This is a genomic window from Promicromonospora umidemergens (assembly GCF_024171995.1).
Lineage (GTDB): Bacteria > Actinomycetota > Actinomycetes > Actinomycetales > Cellulomonadaceae > Promicromonospora > Promicromonospora umidemergens.
In genome coordinates, this window is sequence record NZ_JAMTCT010000025.1 from 24,707 (window position 1) to 47,339 (window position 22,633).

16 protein-coding genes are annotated in these 22,633 nt (G+C 71.4%); 11 read left to right on the forward strand and 5 right to left on the reverse strand.

The annotated features are described in order from the left end of the window. Nucleotides 1–165: 165 nt before the first annotated feature. Both argS and lysA read left to right on the forward strand, forming a co-directional pair. Nucleotides 166–1,827 (forward strand): arginine--tRNA ligase, encoded by a 1,662-nt coding sequence (argS, locus tag APR04_RS26010; protein ID WP_253876416.1) that lies wholly within the window; start codon nt 166–168, stop codon nt 1,825–1,827. Further along, on the forward strand, nt 1,824–3,185 hold the full coding sequence (gene lysA, locus APR04_RS26015) for a diaminopimelate decarboxylase (protein ID WP_253876417.1): 1,362 nt from the start codon (nt 1,824–1,826) through the stop codon (nt 3,183–3,185). Before argS ends, lysA begins: the two co-directional genes overlap by 4 nt. Before the next feature lie 55 nt (nt 3,186–3,240). Here the strand turns inward: lysA and APR04_RS30770 are convergent, their stop codons facing one another. Next, nucleotides 3,241–3,996, reverse strand: coding sequence for a hypothetical protein (locus APR04_RS30770; RefSeq protein WP_301313008.1), 756 nt, complete (start codon nt 3,994–3,996; stop codon nt 3,241–3,243). Between the two features lie 149 nt (nt 3,997–4,145). After that, complete coding sequence (locus tag APR04_RS26030; RefSeq protein WP_253876419.1) at nt 4,146–5,816, reverse strand: PHP domain-containing protein; 1,671 nt, start codon at nt 5,814–5,816, stop codon at nt 4,146–4,148. Nucleotides 5,817–6,008: 192 nt separating this feature from the next. Here APR04_RS26030 and APR04_RS26035 point away from each other — a divergent pair, with 192 nt between their 5' ends. After that, the gene (locus APR04_RS26035; protein WP_253876420.1) at nt 6,009–7,628 is read left to right on the forward strand and encodes an HNH endonuclease; all 1,620 of its coding nucleotides are present in this window, start codon (nt 6,009–6,011) and stop codon (nt 7,626–7,628) included. Nucleotides 7,629–7,747: 119 nt separating this feature from the next. On the opposite strand, the gene aceB is transcribed toward APR04_RS26035, so the two are convergent. Together aceB and aceA are read right to left on the reverse strand one after the other, a co-directional pair. Beyond that, the gene (gene aceB, locus APR04_RS26040) at nt 7,748–9,592 is read right to left on the reverse strand and encodes a malate synthase A (protein WP_253876421.1); all 1,845 of its coding nucleotides are present in this window, start codon (nt 9,590–9,592) and stop codon (nt 7,748–7,750) included. Further along, nucleotides 9,592–10,941 carry an isocitrate lyase gene (gene aceA, locus APR04_RS26045; protein ID WP_253876422.1) on the reverse strand — a complete coding sequence of 450 codons (1,350 nt, stop codon included), beginning with the start codon at nt 10,939–10,941 and terminating at the stop codon, nt 9,592–9,594. The genes aceB and aceA overlap by 1 nt, the downstream gene beginning before the upstream one ends. Before the next feature lie 280 nt (nt 10,942–11,221). Between aceA and APR04_RS26050 the strand changes: the two genes are divergently transcribed. Beyond that, entirely contained in the window at nt 11,222–12,700 is a 1,479-nt protein-coding gene (locus APR04_RS26050) for a helix-turn-helix domain-containing protein (RefSeq protein WP_253876423.1), read from the forward strand. A gap of 40 nt (nt 12,701–12,740) precedes the next feature. On the opposite strand, the gene APR04_RS26055 is transcribed toward APR04_RS26050, so the two are convergent. Continuing rightward, nucleotides 12,741–13,670, reverse strand: coding sequence for a LysR family transcriptional regulator (locus APR04_RS26055; RefSeq protein WP_253876424.1), 930 nt, complete (start codon nt 13,668–13,670; stop codon nt 12,741–12,743). Between the two features lie 179 nt (nt 13,671–13,849). Between APR04_RS26055 and APR04_RS26060 the strand changes: the two genes are divergently transcribed. The 7 genes from APR04_RS26060 (at nt 13,850) to APR04_RS26090 (ending at nt 22,590) form a co-directional block, all read left to right on the forward strand. After that, entirely contained in the window at nt 13,850–15,214 is a 1,365-nt protein-coding gene (locus APR04_RS26060) for an MFS transporter (RefSeq protein WP_253876426.1), read from the forward strand. Then, nucleotides 15,211–15,960 (forward strand): 3-hydroxybutyrate dehydrogenase, encoded by a 750-nt coding sequence (locus tag APR04_RS26065; protein WP_253876428.1) that lies wholly within the window; start codon nt 15,211–15,213, stop codon nt 15,958–15,960. Before APR04_RS26060 ends, APR04_RS26065 begins: the two co-directional genes overlap by 4 nt. 133 nt (nt 15,961–16,093) lie before the next feature. Continuing rightward, a complete protein-coding gene (locus APR04_RS26070) occupies nt 16,094–17,416 on the forward strand; it encodes a short-chain fatty acid transporter (RefSeq protein WP_253876532.1) in 1,323 nt (440 codons plus the stop codon). Between the two features lie 28 nt (nt 17,417–17,444). Then, nucleotides 17,445–18,284 (forward strand): CoA transferase subunit A, encoded by an 840-nt coding sequence (locus APR04_RS26075; protein ID WP_253876430.1) that lies wholly within the window; start codon nt 17,445–17,447, stop codon nt 18,282–18,284. 3 nt (nt 18,285–18,287) lie between these two features. Beyond that, nucleotides 18,288–18,938 (forward strand): CoA transferase subunit B, encoded by a 651-nt coding sequence (locus APR04_RS26080; RefSeq protein WP_253876432.1) that lies wholly within the window; start codon nt 18,288–18,290, stop codon nt 18,936–18,938. Nucleotides 18,939–19,074: 136 nt separating this feature from the next. Then, nucleotides 19,075–21,261, forward strand: a complete 2,187-nt coding sequence (locus tag APR04_RS26085) for a DUF6351 family protein (RefSeq protein ID WP_253876434.1) — start codon at nt 19,075–19,077, stop codon at nt 21,259–21,261. Between the two features lie 156 nt (nt 21,262–21,417). After that, nucleotides 21,418–22,590 (forward strand): acetyl-CoA C-acyltransferase, encoded by a 1,173-nt coding sequence (locus tag APR04_RS26090; RefSeq protein ID WP_253876533.1) that lies wholly within the window; start codon nt 21,418–21,420, stop codon nt 22,588–22,590. The last annotated feature ends 43 nt before the right edge of the window (nt 22,591–22,633 follow it).

Here is a 22,633-nt window from a genome sequence, read left to right on the forward strand (position 1 = left end):
GGGTCACGCTCGACGCACGGAGCAGACTACCAGCACTGGCCGGGTGGGCGAGCATCGATATCGGTGAGCGGAACGAGCAGGAGGGCGCCACCGCCGTCGGGCAGCACGTTCTCGGCCTGTGGAAAAGCGGGGCGGCGGACTTGGCCCGGCCGATAGAATCGGTCCGTGACACCCACTGAGCTCTCTGAAGCGCTGAGCGCTGCCCTCGCCGCGGCCGTAGCCGACGGCACACTCGCCCTGCCCGCCGACGCCGTCCCGGCGTCGGTCCACGTGGAGCGACCCCGGCAGCGAGAGCACGGAGACTGGGCGACGAACGTGGCCCTGCAGCTCGCGAAGAAGGCGGGCACGACGCCGCGCGCGCTGGCCGAGGACCTGGCCGCGCGCCTCGGTGCGACGCCGGGCATCAAGTCCGTCGGCGTCGCAGGCCCCGGCTTCCTCAACATCACGCTCGATGCCGCGACAGCGGGCGAGCTGGCCCGCACCATCGTGGAGGCGGGCGAGGCGTATGGCAGGGGCGAGGCCCTGACCGGCCAGGTGATCAACCTGGAGTACATCAGCGCCAACCCGACCGGTCCGCTGCACATCGGGCATACCCGCTGGGCCGCGCTGGGCGACTCGCTCGGGCGCATCCTCCGTGCGGCCGGCGCCGAGGTGGCCGCCGAGTACTACATCAACGACGCCGGCGCGCAGATGGACCGCTTCGGCGAGTCCGTCCTGGCACGCGCAACGGGCGGCGAGGTGCCAGAGGGCGGTTACCGCGGCGAGTACGTCAAGGAGCTCGCGGCCAAGGTGCTCGCGGACCGCCCGGACCTGCCGGAGCTGCCGCGTGCGGAGGCCATCGCCGTCGCCCGCGAGGCGGGCTACACGCACCAGCTCGCCGAGATCCGCGAGGTGCTGGCGAACTTCGGCGTCCACTTCGACGTCTGGTTCTCGGAGCGCGAGCTGCACAGCTCGGGCGCCGTCGACAAGGCGGTGGCCCGACTGCGGGAGCAGGGTCACGTCGTCGACAAGGACGGCGCGGTCTGGTTGCGCACCACGGACTTCACGGACGACAAGGACCGCGTGATGATCCGGGCGAACGGCGAGCCCACGTACTTCGCCTCGGACGCCGCGTACTACCTGTCCAAGAAGGACCGCGGGTTCCCCGGCAAGATCTACCTGCTCGGCGCCGACCACCACGGGTACGTCAACCGGCTCAAGGCCATCGCGGCCTGCGCGGGGGACGACCCGGAGTCGAACATCGAGGTGCTGATCGGCCAGCTCGTCAACGTCGGTGGTGCCAAGCTGTCCAAGCGCGCCGGCAACATCATCGAGCTGCGCGACCTGGTCGACTGGATCGGCAAGGACGCCGTGCGCTACTCGCTGGCCCGCTACCCCGCGGACTCGCCGCTGGAGCTGCAGGGCGAGGACATGATCAAGCAGTCCAACGACAACCCCGTGTTCTACGTGCAGTACGCGCACAGCCGCACGGTCCAGATCGGGATCAAGGCCGTCGAGCGTGGCGTGCGCCGCGTGGACGGTTTCGATCCGGCGCAGCTGTCGCACGCCTCGGAGACGGCGCTGATCGGGCGGCTCACCGAGTTCCCGCGGATCGTGGCGCAGGCCGCCGAGCTGCGCGAGCCGCACCGCGTGGCCCGCTACCTCGAGGCCCTCGCCGGCGACTTCCACTCCTGGTACAACGACGACGAGAAGCTGCGCGTCACGCCGTACGCGGACGAGGAGGTCACGGACGCCCACCGGGCCCGCCTGTGGCTGAACGACGCCGTCCGCACGGTCCTCGCCAACGGCCTGGACCTGCTGGGCGTCAGCGCACCGGAGCGGATGTGACGGGCGCGCCCTGGTCGACGGGCGTCGGGCGCCTGCCGGACGGCGCACTGGCCGTCGCGGGCGTCGATGTCCGCGACCTCGCCGCTGAGCACGGCACGCCCGCGTACGTCCTGGACGAGACCGACTTCCGGATGCGTGCCCGCGCGTACCGCACGGCGTTCGAGGCGGCGTTCGGCGCCGTCGGGGCCGGCGTGGACGTGTACTACGCCGGGAAGGCGCTGCTCACGGTCGCCGTCGCACGCTGGGCGCGCGAGGAAGGGTTGCGGGTCGACACGGCGTCGGGCGGCGAGCTCGCCCTCGCGCTGCGCGCGGAGGTGCCGGGTGCCGAGATCGGCCTGCACGGCAACAACAAGTCCGACGCCGAGATCCTCCGTGCCCTGGACGCCGGCGTGGGGCGCATCATCGTGGACTCGCTGGTCGAGATCGAGCGGGTCGCGTACCTCGCGGCAGAGCGCGGGGTCGTGGCGCCGGTGATGGTCCGCGTGACCACCGGCGTGCACGCGGGCGGGCACGAGTACATCGCGACGGCCCACGAGGACCAGAAGTTCGGGCTCTCGGTGAACCCGGCGGGGCGCTCCGAGAGTCCCGCGATGACCGCGCTGCTGGACGTGCTGAAGCGTCCCGAGCTGAAGCTGCTCGGCATCCACTCGCACATCGGCTCGCAGATCATCGATCCCGACGGGTTCGAGGCCGCTGCCGGCGTGGTGCTGCGGCTGCGCGCCGACCTGGCCGAGCGCTCCGGCGTGCTGGTCGACGAGGTCGACCTCGGGGGCGGTTACGGCATCGCCTACCTGCCCGGCGACGTCGCGCTCGACCCGGAGCGGGTGGCCAAGGACATCGCGCAGTCGGTCGCCGGTGTGTGCCAGGAGCTGGGTACGAGCCTGCCGCGGTTCTCGATCGAGCCCGGCCGGGCGATCGTCGGGCCCGCGGGTCTCACGCTCTACACGGTCGGCACGGTCAAGCCGGTCACGGTATCGAGCGACGACGGCACGGAGCTCACCCGCACCTATGTGTCCGTCGACGGCGGCATGAGCGACAACATCCGCCCGGCCCTGTACGGGGCGGCGTACCACGCGGAGGTCGTCGGCCGGTCGTCGACGGCCGAGCGGGTGCTGGCGCGTGTGGTGGGCAAGCACTGCGAGTCGGGGGACATCGTGGTGCACGAGGTCCAGCTGCCCGCCGACGTGCGGGCGGGCGACCTGCTCGCGGTCGCGGCGACCGGCGCCTACGGGCGCTCCATGGCGTCGAACTACAACATGCTGCCGCGACCGCCCGTCGTCGCGGTGGCCGACGGCTCCTCGCGGGTGCTGGTGCGTCGCGAGACCGAGGCGGACCTGCTGGGGCTCGACCTGGGCTGACCTCCCTCGACTCCGGGCATCGGCTCGGAGTCGAGGGATCGGGTCAGGCGCTCTGTCAGACGTTCTGCGCGTCGTCGATGTGGCAGCCCTCGGCAGAATCGCCGTAGTCGTCGATGTGACCGGCGATCTCCGCGGACAGGTCCTCGATCTGCACGGTGAGCTTGTCCATCTCTGCGCCGACCGTCTCGACCGCTGCGACGTCACGCGCGTTGACGGCGGCGAGGAAGTTGTTCAGTCCCTCGACGTACGTGAGCATCTTGTCGTCCAGCTTTGCCGAGACCTCGAGCATCGCGTCCGCGTCGTCGATCGCGCCGACGCAGGCTGTCGCGGTGCTCTCGGCGCGGTCCTTGGCGATCTCGAGGTCGTCGATCGCCGCCTCGGCGTCGGCGAGGCTCTGCTCCGTGCCTGCCAGGTCGGACGAGAGCGACGTGGCGCGCGACTCCCAGTCGTTGGCCGAGACCGTACCGAGTGCGCCCCACACGACCGCGCTGACGAGCAGCACCACCAGCACGAGCACGGCGGCGTTGGCCCTGAGGAAGGCCGCGGCCTTGCTGGGATCCTTCGTCGGTGCGGGTGCGGGTGCGGGTGCGGGTGCGGGTGCGGGTGCGGGTGCGGGTGCGGGTGCGGGTAGGACCGCCGTGTCGCCGACAAGCGGCAGCGCTGCGGCCGGCGCCGTAGCACGAGCCGTATCACTCGTCGGAGCGGGTTCGGTGCCGTCCGGCAGCCCTTCGGTGGCCGGGGCGGGGGCCGGTCCGGGATCGGGTACCGGTTTTGGTTCAGCGGCGGGACGCGCGCTCTCGTCGTCGGACATGCGGGCACCGTATCGACCGGAAAGGGCTGAACCGCGCGATTATCGACCGCGCGACGATAGTTCACCCGCCTCGGCGAGACTGTTCTTGCTCTGCAGCAGCCGGTCGCGGCGAGTGCTCGGCAAACCGGCTTCCTGAGGGCCGGCCGAGGTCAGCGCACGTCGACGTAGATCGGGTTCGTGTAGAGCCAGGTGTCCGCCCACGGGTCGCCGTCGTTGTCGGCGTGCTGCAGGGGGCCGGCGGGGTCGATCGACGCTCCGAGGAACCCTGCGCCGTGGCGGTTGCCGTCGCTGCCGCGCAGCCGGATGTAGCAGGACTCGGTGATGCGGCCGAGCGGGATGCGCAGGTTGTAGGTGCCGTGGCGACGACTGGTGTCGACCTGCTCGACCACACGTGTCTCGGGCGCCCGCCAGCTGTCGCGGTCGGTCGAGGGGCCGGTCACGGTGCCCCGGATCACGTCGAGGTGGGCGAGCCGGGGGAGCACCCCGTGCGGGTTGGGCCGGTGCGCGCTGCGTACCTTGATCATCAGCTCGACCGAGGTACCGCGCTCCACGGTGAGCCGGCCGCCGAGCGTGGTGCCGTTGCCGCGACCGCCACGACCGCCACGGGCGCCGACGAGGCGGACGTCCAGTGCGTCGACGAGGTGTCCGTGGTCTACCCAGACCCGGCCTCGGCGCAGGCCGTCCATGACATCGAGGTAGCCGTGCCGGGTCACACCGACGTGGGTTCGGCTGAACTCGCCCGGCCAGAAGTCGCTCCCCGGCTGGGGTGTGCCGGTGTCGACGGGGGACGGCTTCCAGCCCAGGGAGTCGAAGTTCTGTCCGGCCGGCATGTCGCCGTCGCGCCAGGTGTCCCAGATGGTGCGGTGGTTGTCGGAGTTGGAGGTGATCGAGAACAGGGTGCCCTCGGCCAGCATCGCGTCCCACATGCCCCCGACCGTGGCGGTCATCCAGTCGAAGCCGCCGAAGGTGCGGTACGACTCGATCGGGTAGCCGGAGTAGGAGTCCGGGCGCGGCGCGTTGTTGTACTCGCCCCGCTGGGCCCGCGTGCTGCCGCGGTAGGCGACCCAGGCCGGATCGGCATCGCCCTGGGCGCCCGGCGCGCCTTCCATCCCGATGACGACGCCGCGTGCGGCGTCGCGCCACGCCCGGATCTCGTGCGGAGAGTCGATGCCGAGCCGGGACGGGTGGTTGGCCAGCACGAGGACGTCGTCGACGTAGCCGTTGGCCTTCTGGGCGGCGAGCCACCGCAGTGCCTCCACCGCGCGCTGCTCGTTCTCGGGCAGGTCGGCGTCCCAGCCGTTGAGCTTGGCGTCCCACCGGCGCTCGAACTCGCGCAGCAGCTCGACCTCGTGCCGCCCGGGTGCGGCGAACACGGTGCCGTGCTCAGCAGCGGGGATGTACCACTCCAGGCCCTGGAAGATGAGCTGGCGCGGGTTACGAGCCCGCGCGGTCATGATCTCCGCGTGCTCGGCAGCGGCCCCCTTGTCGCGGTGCCCGTGGTTGCTGTGCTCGGTCAAGACCATCCAGTCCAGACCGAGCTCCGCACCCTTCCTGGCGAGCTGGTCGAAGTCGTACTTGGCGTCGTGGCTGTAGCGGGAGTGCACGTGGTGGTCGCCGACGAGCCACGCGAGCTGCGGGTCGCCGGGACGGCCCGAGGCGGCGGCGGTTCCGGCGTGCGCGCCGGTGGCGAGGGCCAGCCCACCGGCCATGCCGAGGCGCAGGAAGTTGCGGCGGGAGGCGCCTTGCGGGTCCAGCGACGAGGCGGGGACCGATGGATCGGCCCAGGTGGGCAGATCGGTGGCGCGGAACGGGGTGGGCATGGTTCCTCCTGCGGCAGAGCATGGTGAAGCCACAGGGTCGCGCGGCCCGGAGGCACACACATGAACCTCGGGTGTCTGGCGCCTGTCGGTCGGCCGTCGAGTGCTCGGCTCGGCCCCGGACAGTCCATCGGCGAACCAGGGGCGACGAGTCTTCAAGAGGCGGATCGAACGGGCGTGCCATATGATCATGGCATGTTCAGAGAGAATGCAGCGGAGGGGCGATCGGTCGGCAGCATGTTGCCCGCGGCCTCGTTCGCTGACGCTCGAAGTGGAGTAGGTGCCAGCCTGGCACTCGTCACTGACACCGGTGCCGACGACGTCGGCGGCCCTTCCAGCACTTTCGTCGGTGACGTATCGGCTGACAGGATCGCGGCCCTGCACGCGTGGTTGCTGTCCGGTTCTGGTCCGGCCGATGCCGCCTCGCGGGTCGCCGTGCTGCGTGCCCTGGAAGAGCTCGCTGCTGGTGTCGTGGCCGTGCAGTCGCAGGTGCTGGTCGACCTGCGGGACGACGAAGTCCGGGCCGCGAAAGAGGCGGCGGTCGCGTCGGGTGGCACCGCGCACGACAAGCGCGGCCGGCAGATCCCGGTCACCGCCAAGTCCGCGGCGCGCGACGCGGAGTCGAACGTGGCCCAGCAGGTCGGGCTCGCGTTGCGGGTCTCGCCGCACCGGGCGCGGTCACTGCTCGGCGTCGCGAAGGTCTGGCACACCGAGATGCCCCGCACCCTCGGCGCGCTCCGCGAAGGACGGCTGTCCCAAGAACGCGCGACGCTGCTGGTCAAGGAGACCGCCTGCCTGACCCTGGCCGACCGCCAGATCATTGACGCGGAGCTCTGCGCCGACCCGGCCGTGCTGGAGGGTGTGGGCACGCGGCGACTTGGCGCCCTCATCAACGAGCACGCGGGCCGGCTGGACCCCGCCGCGCTGGCCAAGCGGGCGGCGAAGGCTGTCTCGGACCGGTGCGTGACCCTCCGGCCGGCCCCGGACACGATGACGTACCTGACCGCGCTCCTCCCTGTTGCCGAGGGTGTCCAGGCCTACGCGGCACTGAAGGTCGCCGCGGAGACCTCCCGGCACACGGGCAGTGACGAGCGGCCGATCGGGCAGATCATGGCCGACACCCTGGTCGAGCGGGTCACGGGCCAGGTGCACGCAGCGGACGTCCCGGTTACGGTGCACCTGGTCGTATCCGACGAGGCGCTGCTGGCAGGCGGGCACGAACCCGCAGTCGTGCTGGACGGCACCGGCGCTGGACACGGAGCCATCCCCGCGGAAGTGGCGCGCAACCTCGTCGCCAACGGCCTGGACCTGAACGCGGCGTGGCTGCGGGCCGTCTACACCACCAGCACCGGGAACCTGATCGGGGCGAGCAGCAAGCAGCGGTTCTTCACCGACGGGCTCGCCGACCTGCTCCGTGTGCGGGACCAGGGCATCTGCCGCACCTCCTGGTGCGACGCACCGATACGGCACCTCGACCACGTCACCCCGGCCGCCCACGGCGGGGACACCACCCTGGCGAACGGCCAAGGACTCTGTGCTGCTTGTAACCAGGCCAAAGAAACCCCCGGCTGGTCCGCAGCCACAGAGACCGATCCCGGGACCGGCAGACACACGGTCACCACCACGACACCGTCCGGACAGCAGTACCGGTCGGTCGCACCCGAGCCACCACGACCCGCCCGACCGGACCAACCCGCGCTGTCAGCCCCGCGGCCTGGCACACGATCGGGCTCGGCGACCGGCCCGGTCACCCTCTCGTGCCGGGTGCGCCAACCAGTGCGCCACCACCTGCGCCCGGTAGCACGCGCAGCCTGAGACGCCGGGCCCACCAGGCCCGGCGACCACACCCGACGCCGCACCGGTCACGCCCCAGGGGTGGTGGGGGAGAGAGACCAGCGACCGGCACGGCGTCGGGCAGATTGTGCGGACGAACCTCAGACCTGGTCGGCCGGCGAGCCCACCAGTTGCCCCTGGTAGGCGGAGTTCGTCAGGAACGGCGGGAAGGCGTCCCGGAGGGCGACCTCACGGAAGATCGCTGCCGCGTCCTCGATGCGGTTGCCGTGGTCGGGTGACAGCGAGGCGACGACGTCGAGCAGGAGCGCCTCGACCCGCTCCCGGGTGACCGGCAGCTGGTCGTCGTCGGTCACGGTGCCCGAGGCGATCCACTGCCACACCTGCGACCGCGAGATCTCGGCGGTGGCGGCGTCCTCCATGAGGTTGTCGAGCGCCGCGGCCCCGGTACCGCGCAGCCAGGCGTCGAGGTAGCGCACGGCCACCGAGACGTTCGACCGCAGGCCGACGGACGTCACGGTCGCCCCGGCGCGGCGGACCGACGCGATGTCGAGCAGCTCGTGCTGGCCCACGACGACGTCGGGCCGCTGGCGCGCGACCTGGTTCGGCGCGTCACCGAGCACGGCGTCGAACTCAGCCTCGGCCACGGGGATGAGGTCGGGGTGGGCCACCCAGGTGCCGTCGAAGCCCGCGCCGGCCTCGCGCTTCTTGTCCGCGGCGACCTGCTGGAACGCCTTCGCGGTGACCTCCGGGCTGCGGCGGTCGGGGATGAACGCGCTCATGCCGCCGATGGCGTGCGCCCCCCGCTTGTGGCAGGTGGCGACGAGCAGCTCGGTGTAGGCGCGCATGAACGGAGCCGTCATGGTCACCTGCGCGCGGTCGGGCAGCACGTAGGACCTGCCACGTGTGCGGAAGCACTTGATCACCGAGAACAGGTAGTCCCAGCGCCCGGCGTTGAGTCCGGCGCAGTGGTCACGCAGCTCGTAGAGGATCTCCTCCATCTCGAACGCCGCGGGCAGCGTCTCGATGAGCACGGTGGCGCGGATCGTCCCGCGGGGGATGCCGAGCACTTCCTGCGCGAGCTCGAACACGTCGTTCCACAGCCGTGCTTCCTTGTAGCCCTCCAGCTTGGGCAGGTAGAAGTACGGGCCGCGGCCGCGGGCGATCAGCTCGGCGGCGTTGTGGAAGAAGTAGAGCCCGAAGTCCACGAGGCTGCCCAGGGCGTTGCTGCTGATGCCCTCGGCGTCCGTGTACCGCAGGTGCGCCTCGTCCAGGTGCCAGCCGCGAGGCCGGAAAACGATGGTCGGCAGGTCCGTGATGGACGACGACCGCAGCGTGTACTCCTTGCCCGCGTCGTTCGTGAAGCTGAGCGTGCCGCGGATCGCGTCGTGCAGGGAGAGCTGCCCCTCCACGACGTTTGGCCACGTGGGGCTGGACGCGTCCTCGGCGTCGGCCAGCCAGCACCGGGCACCGGAGTTGAGCGCGTTGATGGTCATCTTCGGGTCGGTCGGACCGGTGATCTCCACGCGGCGGTCCTCCAGGCCGGGCGCGCGCCGCGATCCCGCGACGCGCCAGTGCGGGTCGTCGCGCACCGGGCGGGTGGAGGCTCGGAAGTCCGGGTCGCTGCCGTCGGCGATGTCCTGGCGGCGCAGCTGGCGGCGCGCGAGCAGCTCGTCGCGCCGCGCGTCGAACCGGTCGTGAAGGAGGGCGAGGAACCCGAGGGCGTCGGGAGTCAGGATCTCGCCGTAGCGCCGGCCGACGGCGCCGGTCACGGTGATCACGCCCCGGCGGACACCGGTCCTCGAGGCGCCCACCCCGCCGCTCGGCAGCGTGCTCGGTGCCGAGCTCCTCGGCGCCGGGCCGGCGCCGGCGCGCGCCTCCGCTGCGGCGTCGGCGCGCGCCGCAGGCGGAGTGCCGATCCCGGCCAGACCGGCGTCGGGGTCGAAGGGGTTCGCGCCCTGTGGGCGGGTGTCGATGGTCGCGGTCATCAGAACTGCGCCGCCTCGGTAGAACCGGCCAGGGCGGTGGTGGCGGAGTCGGGGTTGAGCGCCGTCGCCACGCGGTCGAAGTAGCCGGTGCCGACCTCGCGCTGGTGCTTGGTGGCGGTGTAGCCGCGCTCCTCGGCGGCGAACTCCGCCTCCTGCAGCCGCACGTACGCCGACATCTGCTCGCGGGCGTAGCCGTGGGCCAGGTCGAACATCGAGTAGTTCAGGGCGTGGAAGCCGGCCAGGGTGATGAACTGGAACTTGAAGCCCATGGCGCCGAGCTCACGCTGGAACTTCGCGATGGTGTCGTCGTCCAGGTGCTTCTTCCAGTTGAACGACGGGGAGCAGTTGTAGCTCAGCATCTGGTCCGGGAAGTCTGCCTTGACGGCCTCGGCGAACTTGCGTGCGAGCTCGAGGTCGGGCGTGCCGGTCTCCATCCAGATGAGGTCGGAGTACGGAGCGTAGGCCTTGGCCCGGGCGATGCACGGCTCGATGCCGTTCGTCACCTTGTAGAAGCCCTCGGCGGTGCGCTCGCCGGTGATGAACGGCAGGTCCCGCTCGTCCACGTCGGACGTGATCAGCGTCGCGGCCTCTGCGTCGGTGCGGGCGATCACGATGGACGGAACGGAGGCGACGTCGGCCGCGAGGCGGGCCGCGTTCAGCGTGCGCACGTGCTGCTGCGTCGGGACGAGCACCTTGCCGCCGAGGTGGCCACACTTCTTCTCCGAGGCGAGCTGGTCCTCCCAGTGCACGCCCGCGGCGCCGGACTGGATCATCGACTTCATCAGCTCGTACGCGTTGAGCGGGCCACCGAAGCCGGCCTCGGCGTCGGCCACGATCGGGGCGAGCCAGTCGCGGGTCGGCGTGCCGTTCTCGGAGACGTCGATCTGGTCGGCGCGCAGGAGCGCGTTGTTGATGCGCCGGACCACTGCGGGCACCGAGTTGGCGGGGTAGAGCGACTGGTCGGGGTAGGTCTGGCCCGAGAGGTTCGCGTCACCCGCGACCTGCCAGCCGGACAGGTAGACGGCCTGCAGGCCCGCCTTGACCTGCTGCACGGCCTGGTTTCCGGTCAGCGCCCCGAGGGCGTTGACGTAGTCCTCCTCGTGCAGCTGCCGCCACAGGCGCTCGGCGCCGCGGCGGGCGAGCGTGCTCTCCTCGCCGACCGAGCCGCGCAGCGCGACGACGTCCTCGGGGGTGTAGGTGCGCTCGATACCGGCCCATCGCGGGTCGGAGTCCCAGGACTGCTGCAGCTCCGCGGCCGTCTGCACCTGGTCGCCGGTGCGCACGGGCTTCGACGCGGTCGTCGCGGGCACGGTCGCCTCGTCCGTTGAATCGATGGTGGGTGCGCTCATGGCGATCTCCTTCTCGGTGGAACGTCGTCACCGCGCCTGCCGGGTGACGTGTTACGACCTTCTGCCCTGCGCAACCCACTTCTCAAGCAGATCTGAGTAGAAGAAATCAAGTTCTTCTGTTGAACGGAAGCCTCCTCGTATGTCACCCTCGGGCATGGCAGGAACCACCGGCAATGGCAGAACCGCGCGAAACGTGACTTCTTCGCGTTCTACGCAGAACGGCGTAAGCCAGGCAACGGGCCGGCCGCGCGGTCGGGTACCGGGTCAGGCGCTCGGCCGGGTGCCCGGCCAGGCGTCGGCGCCTGCCCCTGGTCAGGCAGATGCCGAGCCGGACGCCCTCACGATCGGCCGCCGCATCCGGCACCTCCGGACCAGCAGGGGGATGACGCTCGACGACCTGGCCTCGGCGATCGACCGGGCACCGTCGCAGGTCAGCACGCTGGAGAACGGCAAGCGGGAGCCCAAGTTCTCGCAGCTGCAGGCCATCGCCCGGGCGCTCGGCACCGGCGTCGACGACCTGCTGTCGGCGGAGGCGCCGTCGGAGCGCGATGCGCTGGAGATCGAGCTGGAGCGCGTGCAGCGCGGCCCGCTGTTCGCGTCGCTCGGGATCGAGGGTGTGCGTATCGGCAAGTCGCTGCCGCACGACGCGCTCTCGACCATCCTGGCGCTGCACCGGGAGCTCGAGCGGCTGCACATCGAGCGCGCGGCCACGCCGGAGGAAGCCCGCCGGGCCAACGGAGAGCTCCGTGGCGACATGCGCGCCAAGGACAACTACCTGCCCGAGCTGGAGCAGGTCGCCAAGGGCCTGCTCGCGGACGTCGGGCACACGTCCGGCCCGCTGCCGCAGCGCATGGCGGCCGAGATCGCCGCACACCTCGGCTTCACGCTGCACTACGTGAGCGACCTGCCGCACTCGACGCGATCGGTCATCGACACCCGCAACCGGCGGCTCTACCTGCCGTCCAAGGGATTCCGCGGCCGTTCCAACACGCGGTCGGCGCTGCTGCAGGCGCTCGCCTCGCACGTGCTCGACCACACCGAGCCCGGAGACTACGGCGAGTTCCTGCGACAGCGCGTCGAGGCGAACTACCTGGCGGCGGCGCTCATGGTCCCGGAGAAGCCGGGCGTGAAGTTCCTGCGCGACGCCAAGGACGAGCGCGCCATCGCCATCGAGGACCTGCGCGACGCCTTCGGGGTGTCGTTCGAGACCGCGGCGCACCGGTTCACCAACCTCGCGACGCGGCACCTCGGCATCCCGGTGCACTTCATGAAGGTCCACGAGTCGGGGATCCTGCACAAGGCGTACGAGAACGACGGCGTGCGGTTCCCTGCGGACGCCCTCGGCGCCGTCGAGGGCCAGCACGTGTGCAAGCAGTGGACCGCGCGGCGGGTGTTCGACGTCGAGGACCGGTTCAACCCGTACGCGCAGTACACCGACACGCCGTCGGGCACCTACTGGTGCACCTCACGAGTCGAGAACACGTCGGACGGCGCGTTCTCCGTGTCCGTCGGCGTGCCGTTCGCGGACGTCAAGTGGTTCGAGGGGCGCGAGACGACGGAGCGGAACATGTCGCTGTGCCCCGACGAGTCGTGCTGCCGGCGTCCGCCCGAGGAGCTGTCCGCGAAGTGGGGCGACTTCGCCTGGCCCTCGGCGCGACCCCACGCCTCGATGCTGGCGGCGATGCCCTCAGGTGCGTACCCGGGCGTGGAGACCACGGAGGTCTACCGGTTCCTGGAGCGGCACGCGCCGGAAGGCTGAGGGCCGGCGGCCACGACCAGGTCTGCAGCCGACGGGCCCGTCATGCCGCCCCGTCGAGGCCCAGCATGCGGTCCCGCTGGCGCGCCATCTCCTCCAGCAGCGCCTGCACGACGGCGGCCACGGCCGGCCGGCGCCAGGACTCGCTGCGGATCACCGCCCAGTAGGGCAGCCGCTCGGTCACCTCGTCGGGCAGGAGCCGCACCAGGTCGTCGTGCCGGTCGGCCATGAAGCAGGGCAGGAACCCGAGCCCGGCGCCGGCGCGGGTGGCCTCCACGTGCACGAACACGTTCGTCGAGGCCAGTGCGTCCTGCATGCCCGGCACGAGGCGGCGCGGTGCGTCGAGGTCGTTGACCTGGAGCATGGAGTCGACGAAGTAGACCAGCCCGTGCTCGGACATCTCGGCGACCGTTGCCGGTGTGCCGTGCCGCGCCAGGTAGTCGCGCGAGCCGTACATGCCGAGCACGTACTCGCCCAGGAGCAGGGCCTTCGCCCGCTGGACGCTCGGCTGGCCGACGACGACGTCGACGTCGACCCCCGAGCGGTGGTGCGTCGCCACCCGGGTGACCGTGACGAGCTCGACCGACAGCTCGGGGTGCGCGCCCCGGAGCCTGGCGATGGCGGGGGAGGCGACGTACGCGCTGAACCCGTCGGTCGCCGTCATCCGCACGACCCCGGTGATCGGGTCGGCCTCGGTGTCGCCAGCCACCAGCCGGTCGACCGCGTCCGACACGGCCTCGCCCGCCCTGGCCGCGCGGCGGCCGAGCGACGTGAGCTCCCAGCCGTCCGCTCCACGCACCAGGAGGCGACCGCCGAGGGCGCGCTCCAGCGCCGTGATGTTGCGGGCGACCGTGGTGTGGTTGACGCCGAGCGCCTGCGCCGCCGTCGTGTAGCGGCCGGTGCGGGCCACCTCCAGCAGCACCAGGAGCTGGTCGGCGACCTGGCCGGCCGGCGGGTCGTTGCGGGCTGGCATGCGGCGACGCTACCAAGCCGCAGGGCCGCAGGGTGTGCATTCCTGCACACCGCGTCTGCCCAACTCGTCATTGCCCCGCACAGTGCTTCGCGGGAACACTCTGGCGAGTCACAGTGGCGGGCCGTGCGGATCGCACCGGCCGGCCACTCCCCGTGTCAGAGTCGACACCAAGGAGCAGCATGTCTGCACAGCAGAGCACCGAAGCACCGGACGACCGGTCGCTGATCCGGCGCATCGTCGCCGCCTCGATGGCCGGCACCGTCGTCGAGTGGTACGACTTCTTCCTCTACGCGACCGCCGCGGCGCTCGTGTTCAACAAGGTCCTCATGCCGGAGACGGGCAACGAGTACGACGCGATCATCGCGGCGTTCGTGACCTATGCCGTCGGCTTCCTCGCCCGCCCCCTTGGTGGCGTCATCTTCGGCCACATCGGCGACAAGGTGGGGCGCAAGCACACCCTGCAGCTCACGATCCTGCTGATCGGGGTCGCCACCGTGCTCATGGGTTGCCTCCCCACGTTCCAGCAGGTCGGCTTCCTCGCACCGGCGCTCCTCGTCGTGCTGCGGTTCGTGCAGGGCGTCGCGCTCGGCGGCGAGTGGGGCGGCGCGGTGCTGCTCGTGGCGGAGCACAGCAAGGACGACGAGCGGGCCCGCTGGACGGCGTGGCCGCAGGCCGGTGTGCCGGCCGGGAACCTGCTCGCGACCGTCGTGCTCTACACGATGTCCGGCGTCCTGAGCGAGGCCGAGTTCCTCGCCTGGGGCTGGCGCGTCGCCTTCTGGCTGTCGGCCGTCGTCATCGTCGTCGGCTACTACGTCCGGACCCGGGTCTCCGACGCCCCGATCTACGAGGAGACGAAGGCCCAGATCGACCAGGGTGCCAAGAGCTACGGCGTCTTCGAGGTGATCAAGCGCTACCCGCGCGGCGTCCTGACCGGCATGGGCCTGCGGTTCGCGGAGAACATCCTCTACTACCTCGTCGTGAGCTTCTCGATCGTCTACCTCGGTACCGCGCTCGGCATGGACACCACCCGCATCCTCGGCGTCGTCGCGGCGGCGCACGCGTTCCACTTCGTGGTGATCCTGGTCGTCGGACGCCTCGCCGACAGCATCGGCCGGAAGCCGTTGTACGTGGTAGGTGCCGTCCTCGGTGCGACGTGGTGCTGGTTCGCCTTCCCCGCGATGGACACCCGGAACGTCTGGGTGATCCTCGCCGTCCTCATGGCCGGCCTGCTGTTCCACGCCATGATGTACGCGGTGCAGCCGGCGATCATGGCCGAGATGTTCCCGACCCGGATGCGCTACTCAGGCGTCTCGATCAGCTATCAGGTCACCTCGATCGTCGCGGGCTCCCTCGCCCCGATCCTGGCCGTCACCTGGCTCAAGAACACGGGCTCCTGGTGGCCCACAGCTGTCTACATGCTGGTCGCGTCCGCGATCACCCTGGTAGCGGCGCTCGCACTGCGCGAGACCCGGGGCGCCTCCCTGCACGACCTCGACGCCGAGGACCAGGCGCGCGAGCGGGCGCTCGCGGAGGGCCGGTCGTGAGCACCACCCTCGAGGGCCGCCGGGCACTCGTGACCGGCGGTGCCAGCGGCATCGGCGCCGCGTGCGCCCGGGAGCTCGCGGCGCGTGGCGCGCACGTGACCGTGGCCGACGTGGACGGCGCCGGCGCCGAGGCCGTCGCCGACGAGGTCGGTGGCGACGTCTGGGTGGTGGACCTGTCCGACACCCGGGCGCTCGACAGCCACGAGCTGGACACCGACGTGCTGGTGAACAACGCGGGCCTCCAGCGGGTCAGCGCCATCCAGGACTTCGTGCCGGACGACTTCAGGCTGGTCCACCGGATCATGCTGGAGGCACCGTTCCTGCTGGTCCGTGCGGCGCTGCCCGGCATGTACGAGCGGGGCTGGGGCCGGATCGTCAACATCTCCTCCGTGCACGGGCTGGTCGCGTCGCCGTTCAAGTCGGCGTACGTGTCGGCCAAGCACGGGCTGGAGGGGCTGTCGAAGGTGGCGGCCCTCGAGGGCGGGGAGCACGGCGTCACGAGCGTCTGCGTCAACCCCGGGTACGTACGCACCCCGCTGGTGGAGGAGCAGATCGCCGAGCAGGCGAAGGCCCACGGCATCCCGGCGTCAGAGGTGATGGCTAAGGTCATGCTCGCGGAGTCCGCAGTGAAGCGGCTCGTGGAACCCCACGAGGTCGCCTCGCTGGTCGGGTGGCTCACCGGGCCGGACGGGGCAATGGTGTCCGGCGGCTCGTGGACGATGGACGGCGGATGGAGCGCGCGATGACGAAGGGTGCAGTGGAGGATACGGGCCGAGGAACGAGGCACGTGCCCGGAACGGAACACGAGGAATCGCGCCAGGAGGTACTGCGGTGACGAAGGATGCTGTGACCAAGACCAGGAACCCCTTTGCCGCCGCCATGCGCCCGGTGAACGCCGTCGTGGAGCGGTTCATCCCGAGCGCGCTGGTGTTCGCAGTGCTGCTGACGTTCGTCGTGGCGGCGCTCGCGCTCCTGCTGACCGACGCCGGCCCCACCGCCGTGCTCACCGGCTGGGGCGACGGGCTGTCGGGGCTGCTCGCGTTCATGACCCAGATGGCGCTCGTCCTGCTGCTGGGGCACATGCTCGCCAACACGCGGCTGGTGCGTCGCGGGCTGGCCCTGGTCGCCGCGCTGCCGCGGAGCCCGGTGCAGGCGTACGTGTTCGTGGCGGTCCTCGCCTCGGCGCTGTCGCTGGTGCAGTGGGGGCTCGGCCTGGTGGCCGGCGGCCTGCTCGCCCGGGAGGTGGCGGCCCAGATGCGGGCCAAGGGCGTGCGCGTGCACTTCCCGCTGCTGGTCGCCGCGGGGTTCTCGGGCTTCGTCGTCTGGCACATGGGATACACCGGGTCGGGCCCGCTGACGGCGGCGACCGCCGACTCGTTCGTCGTCGAGCAGCTGGGGGAGACGATCCCCGTCTCCGCGACCACGTTCGCGCCGTGGAACCTGATCGCGGCGGTCGTCACGGTGGTCGTGGTCGCCGGGGCGCTCGCCCTGGTGGCTCCGCGCGGGAACGACCGCGTGGTCGAGCTCGAGGTCGACGCGCGCGCCGCCGAGGTCGAGATCGAGCAGCCGGTGACCCCGGCGGACCGCCTCGACGCGAGCCGGGTCCTGACCACCCTGACGGGCCTTGGCCTCGTCGCCTACCTGGTCGTCTACTTCGCCGACGGCGGCACGCCGACCCTCGACATCGTGAACTGGACGTTCCTCGCGCTCGTGCTCCTCCTGGTGCGCAGCCCGTTCGAGGTCGCTGCGCTGGTCAAGAACGCCGCGGCCAACGTGGGCGACATCCTGCTGCAGTTCCCGCTGTACGCGGGCATCCTCGGGATCATGACGGCGACCGGCCTCATCCAGATCTTCAGCGACGCGATAGTGAGCGTGTCGACGCCGCAGACGTTCGGGGCGCTCGCGTTCCTGGCGGCGGGCGTCGTGAACTTCTTCGTGCCGTCGGGCGGCGGGCAGTTCGCGGTCCAGGCGCCGATCCTGCTCGACGCCGCCACCCAGCTCGGCGTCGACCCGGCGGTCGCGATCATGGCCGTGGCGTACGGCGACCAGTGGACCAACATGATCCAGCCGTTCTGGGCGCTCCCGCTGCTCGCCATCGCCGGCTTGAAGGTGCGCGACATCCTGGGATACACCACGGTGACACTGCTGGCCTCGGGGATCGTGTTCGCGGCGACCCTGCTGATCGTCGGGCCCGGGGCCTGACCTGATCCCGATCGGAATGGAGTCAACGATGACCGAAGCGACAAGCAGCGGGTTCGACAAGGTGGTCGCGAGCGCGGCCGACGCGGTAGCCGACATACCGGACGGCGCGTCCCTGGCCGTCGGCGGGTTCGGCCTCTGCGGCAACCCGATAGCGCTGATCGAGGCGCTGCTGGCGCAGGGAACGACCGGCCTGTCCGTGGTGAGCAACAACTGCGGCGTCGACGACTGGGGGCTCGGCGTGCTGCTGAACGCCCAGCGGATCCGCAAGATGACCAGCTCGTACGTGGGGGAGAACAAGGAGTTCGAGCGCCAGTTCCTCTCGGGCGAGCTCGAGCTGGAGCTCACCCCGCAGGGCACCCTCGCCGAGAAGCTGCGCGCCGGTGGCGCCGGCATCGCCGCCTTCTTCACGCGCACGGGGGTGGGCACCCAGGTGGCCGACGGCGGCCTCCCGCGCAAGTACGACGGTGCCGGTGGCATCGCGATCGCGTCGCCCGCCAAGGAGGTGCGCACCTTCACGACCGCCGGCGGCGACCCCGCCGAGTACGTGCTGGAGGATTCGATCAGCACCGACTTCGCGCTGGTGCACGCCCTGCGTGGCGACCGGCACGGGAACCTGGTGTTCAACAAGTCGGCCCGGAACTTCTCGCCCCTCGCGGCGATGGCGGGGCGCGTGTGCATCGCCCAGGTCGAGGAGCTCGTCGAGCCGGGGGAGATCGACCCGGACACCGTGCACCTGCCTGGCGTCTACGTGCACCGCATGGTGCACGTCGGCACCGACATCGAGAAGCGGATCGAACGGCGCACGGTCGCCACGCCGTCGTCCACCACCACGCCGTCCACCACCACGCCGTCCACGAAGGGGGCCTGACCCATGGCGCTGACACGACACGAGATGGCCGCGCGCGCCGCGCGCGAGCTGACCGACGGCATGTACGTGAACCTGGGCATCGGGCTGCCGACGCTCGTGCCGAACTACGTGCCGGAGGGCCGGCACCTGGTGCTGCAGTCGGAGAACGGGATCCTGGGCGTTGGGCCGTACCCCACGGAGGACGAGGTGGATCCCGACCTGATCAACGCGGGCAAGGAGACGGTGACGCTGCTGCCCGGCTCGTCGATCTTCGACTCCGCGACGTCGTTCGGGATGATCCGCGGCGGCAAGATCGACGCCGCCATCCTCGGCGGCATGCAGGTGTCAGCCACGGGCGACCTGGCCAACTGGATGATCCCGGGAAAGATGGTCAAGGGCATGGGCGGCGCCATGGACCTGGTGCACGGCGCCGGCCGCGTGATCATCCTGATGGAGCACGTGGCGCGCGACGGGTCGCCGAAGATCCTGCGCACCTGCTCGCTGCCGCTGACCGGCAAGGGTGTGGTGAACCGGATCATCACGGACCTGGCGGTGCTCGACGTGACGCCGTCCGGCCTGGTCCTGCGGGAGCTCGCGCCAGGGGTCACGGCCGACGAGGTCGTCGAGAAGACGGAGCCGGACCTCACGGTGGACCTCGCCGAGGCGGCGAGCTAGCCCCTCCCACCGAGCTGTATCACCCGGTCGTCCCGTAGTTGACTCGATGAGGAGCTGCTCCATGCCACTGCCCATGCGCCGTCGGCCACCAGGTCGCCGATCCCTGAGCCGAACGCTGAGCCGAACCCTGACCAGCGTGGCGGTCACCGCCCTCGTCGTCCCGCTCGCCGTCGTGACGTCCGCGGCGGCGGAGGAGGACGGCACATCGGGCGGTGACACCGGCGGCCTCCGGATCGTCACCGTCTCGAGCCGGCCGGACGCCGTGAGCGGCACGGAGACCCTCGCGCGCGTCACCGTGCCGGCAGGGGTCGAGCCGGTCGAGGTGACGGTGACCCGCGACGGCGTCGACGTGACGGAGTCCTTCCGAGCCGACGGCAACGGCCTGCTCGGCCTGGTCGACGGGCTGGATCCAGGCCGTCACAGGCTGGTCGCGCGGGCGGCAGGCACAGCGGCGTCGGCGGAGCGGATCGACGTGCACCCGGCCACCGGACCGGTGTTCTCCGGGCCGCAGCAGGAGCCGTTCTTCTGCGAGACGGCGGAGTACCGGAGCCCGGCGGGAACGCCAGGGGGCGCGCCGGTCGACGAGGACTGCTCGCTCACGACCCGGGTCGAGTACCTCTACCGCACGACAGGGGGGAAGTTCGCGGCGCTGCCGGACCCGGCGCGGCACCCGGCGGACCTCGCCACGACCACGACGCTGGACGGCGCGGAGGTGCCGTACATCGTCCGGGTCGAGATCGGTACGGCGAACCGCGGGATCTACGAGATCGCGAGCCTGCACGACCCGGCGGGCGAGGCGGAGCCGACGGCGCACCAGCGCAGCGCGGGATGGAACGGCCGGTTGGTCTACACGCTCGGCGGAGGCTGCCGGGGTGGCTGGTACCAGCAGGGCAGCGTGACGGGCGGCGTGCTGGTCGACCCGATGCTGTCGCGCGGCTTCGCCGTCGCCTCGAACACCCTCAACGCGTTCGGCAACAACTGCTCGGACCTGCTGACCACCGAGTCGCTCGCGCTGACCAAGGAGGTGTTCGTCGAGGCGTACGGCGAGCCCGACCACACGATGGGCTGGGGGTGCTCCGGCGGCGCGTACCAGGCGCACCAGGCCGCCGACTCCTACCCCGGCCTGCTGGACGGGATCATCGTGGGTTGCGGCTTCCCTGACGTCGGCTTCGGCACCTCGCAGAAGCTGGCCGACGCGCGCCTGCTGCACACGTGGTTCACCGGCGACGAACCTGGCGCGGACACCTTCACACCCCAGCAGCAGCTCGCCGTGTCGGGCTTCGGGGTGCACCAGTCGATCGCCGCGCAGAGCGACGGCGCCAAGCGTCTCGATCCTGACGCCGAGTTCGACGGGTCGGTCCCGCTGGAGCTGCGCTACGACGCCGAGACCAACCCGACCGGGGCGCGTGCGACCGTCTGGGACCACACCCGCAACGCGTACGGGATCGACCGCGGCACGGGGTTCGCGCTGCGCCCGCTCGACAACGGCGGGGTGCAGTACGGCCTCGATGCCCTGCGGGACGGCGCGATCAGCGTGGACCAGTTCCTCGACCTGAACGAGGGGATCGGGGGCTTCGACATCGACGCCGAGCCCACGGCGGAACGGATCCGTGCGGATCCGGCGGCCCGGCGGGCGGCGTACCGGACGGGACGCATGCTCGACGGCGGAGGCGGGCTGGCCCGGACGCCGATCATCGACTTCCGCGCGTACACCGACGATCTGGCGGGCGGCGACATCCACATGCGGTACCACTCGTTCTCCACGCGGGATCGGCTGATCGAGGCCAACGGTGACGCCGACAACCAGGTGATGCTCGTCCAGGACAACACCTACGGGGGCTTCGACCCCGCGAACCCGGTGCTCGTCCAGGCGCTCGAGCAGATGGACCGGTGGCTCCGCGCCGTCCGCGCCGACGAGTCCGGGCGTGACCCGCACGACGTCGTCGTCGACAGCAAGCCCGCCGACCTGGTCGACGCCTGCTGGACGCCTGGCGCCATCGGTTCGCCGGAGGAGCTGGAGAGCAAGAAGGTCGTCGAGGACATCCGGCCCGACGCCGGCCGGTGCGACGACCTCTACCCGACGTTCACCTCCCCGCGGATCGTCGCGGGCGGCCCGCTCGCCAGCGACGTGATCACGTGCCGGCGGACGGCGCCGGACCAGGCCGACTACCCGGCGACGTCCACGCGCCAGTGGCACCGGCTCCGCCAGGTCTTCCGGGACGGGGTGTGCGACTACGGGCGTCCCGGGGTCGACGAGGTCCCGATGGGCGGCACCTGGGCGTTCTTCTCCGCGCCCGGCCGGTGGGACTTCGCGGGGGAGTGAGCAGATCCCCCACGTACTGAGGTTTACGCTGGACGGAAGACCAAAGGAGGTCCCATGACTGACCCGAGCACCACTCCGGGAGGCGCCACGAGCGCCGGACCGGGTGCAGAGAACGGCGCTGACAAGACCAGCGCCCAGAAGAACAGGGCTGACGACGTGGTGATCGTCTCAGCGGCGCGGACGCCGCAGGGACGGCTGAAAGGTTCGCTGGCCACGCTGAGCGCCGTCGAGCTGGGCGCGGTGGCGGCGCGACGCGCCCTGGACGGCGCGGGGGCACTGGCCGCCGAGGTCGACAAGGTGGTCTTCGGCCAGGTGATCCAGGCGGGGGCAGGGCAGAACCCGGCCCGGCAGACGGCGGTCGCCGCCGGCGTCTCCTGGGAGGTGCAGGCGGTCACGGTCAACAAGGTCTGCCTCTCCGGGCTCACGGCGATCATCGACGGCGCACGGCTGCTGCGGACGGGCGAGGCCGCCGTGGTGCTCGTGGGCGGGCAGGAATCGATGACGAACGCACCGCACATGCTGCCCGGGTCCCGGTTCGGGTTCGGCTACGGCCCCGCGGAGCTCCTGGACGCGACGGCGCACGACGCCCTGACCGACGCGTTCGACGGCGTCTCTATGGGCATCTCGACGGAGGACCACAACTCGGGCTCCGTGTTCGTGTCCCGCGAGGAGCAGGACGCGATTGCCGCTGCCTCCCACCAGCGGGCCGCGGCGGCGGCGAAGGACGGGGTGTTCGAGGCGGAGCTCGCGCCGGTGTCGGTGCCGCAGCGCCGCGGCGAGCCGGTCGAGGTGCGCACCGACGAGGGCGTCCGGCCCGACACGACGCCCGAGTCGCTGGCGAAGCTGCGCCCGGCGTTCGCGGGCGAGGGGACGCTGACGGCGGGCAACTCGTCGCAGATCTCCGACGGCGCCTCGGCGCTCGTGCTCACCACGCGCGGCCGTGCGGAAGCGGCGGGGGTGCCCGTGCTCGCGACGGTTCGCGCGCACGGCCAGGTGGCCGGCCCGGACAACTCGCTGCACTCCCAGCCGGCCCGGGCGATCGCCCAGGCTCTGGAGCGGCAGGGGTGGACGGCTGACGATCTCGACGTCGTCGAGATCAACGAGGCGTTCGCCGTGGTGGTCGGCGTGTCCGCGAAGGCACTGGGCGTCCCGCTGGACCGCGTCAACGTGCACGGCGGGGGGATCGCGCTGGGGCACCCTGTCGGGGCGTCCGGGGCCCGCATCGCCGTCCACGCGGCGCACGAGCTGGCGCGGCGCGGGGGTGGCAGGGCCGCCGTCGGCCTGTGCGGTGGCGGAGGCCAGGGCGAGGCGCTCCTCCTGGAGTACTGACCATCCTGCCGAGGTAGGACTGCGACGAGACAGAGCTGCAGCG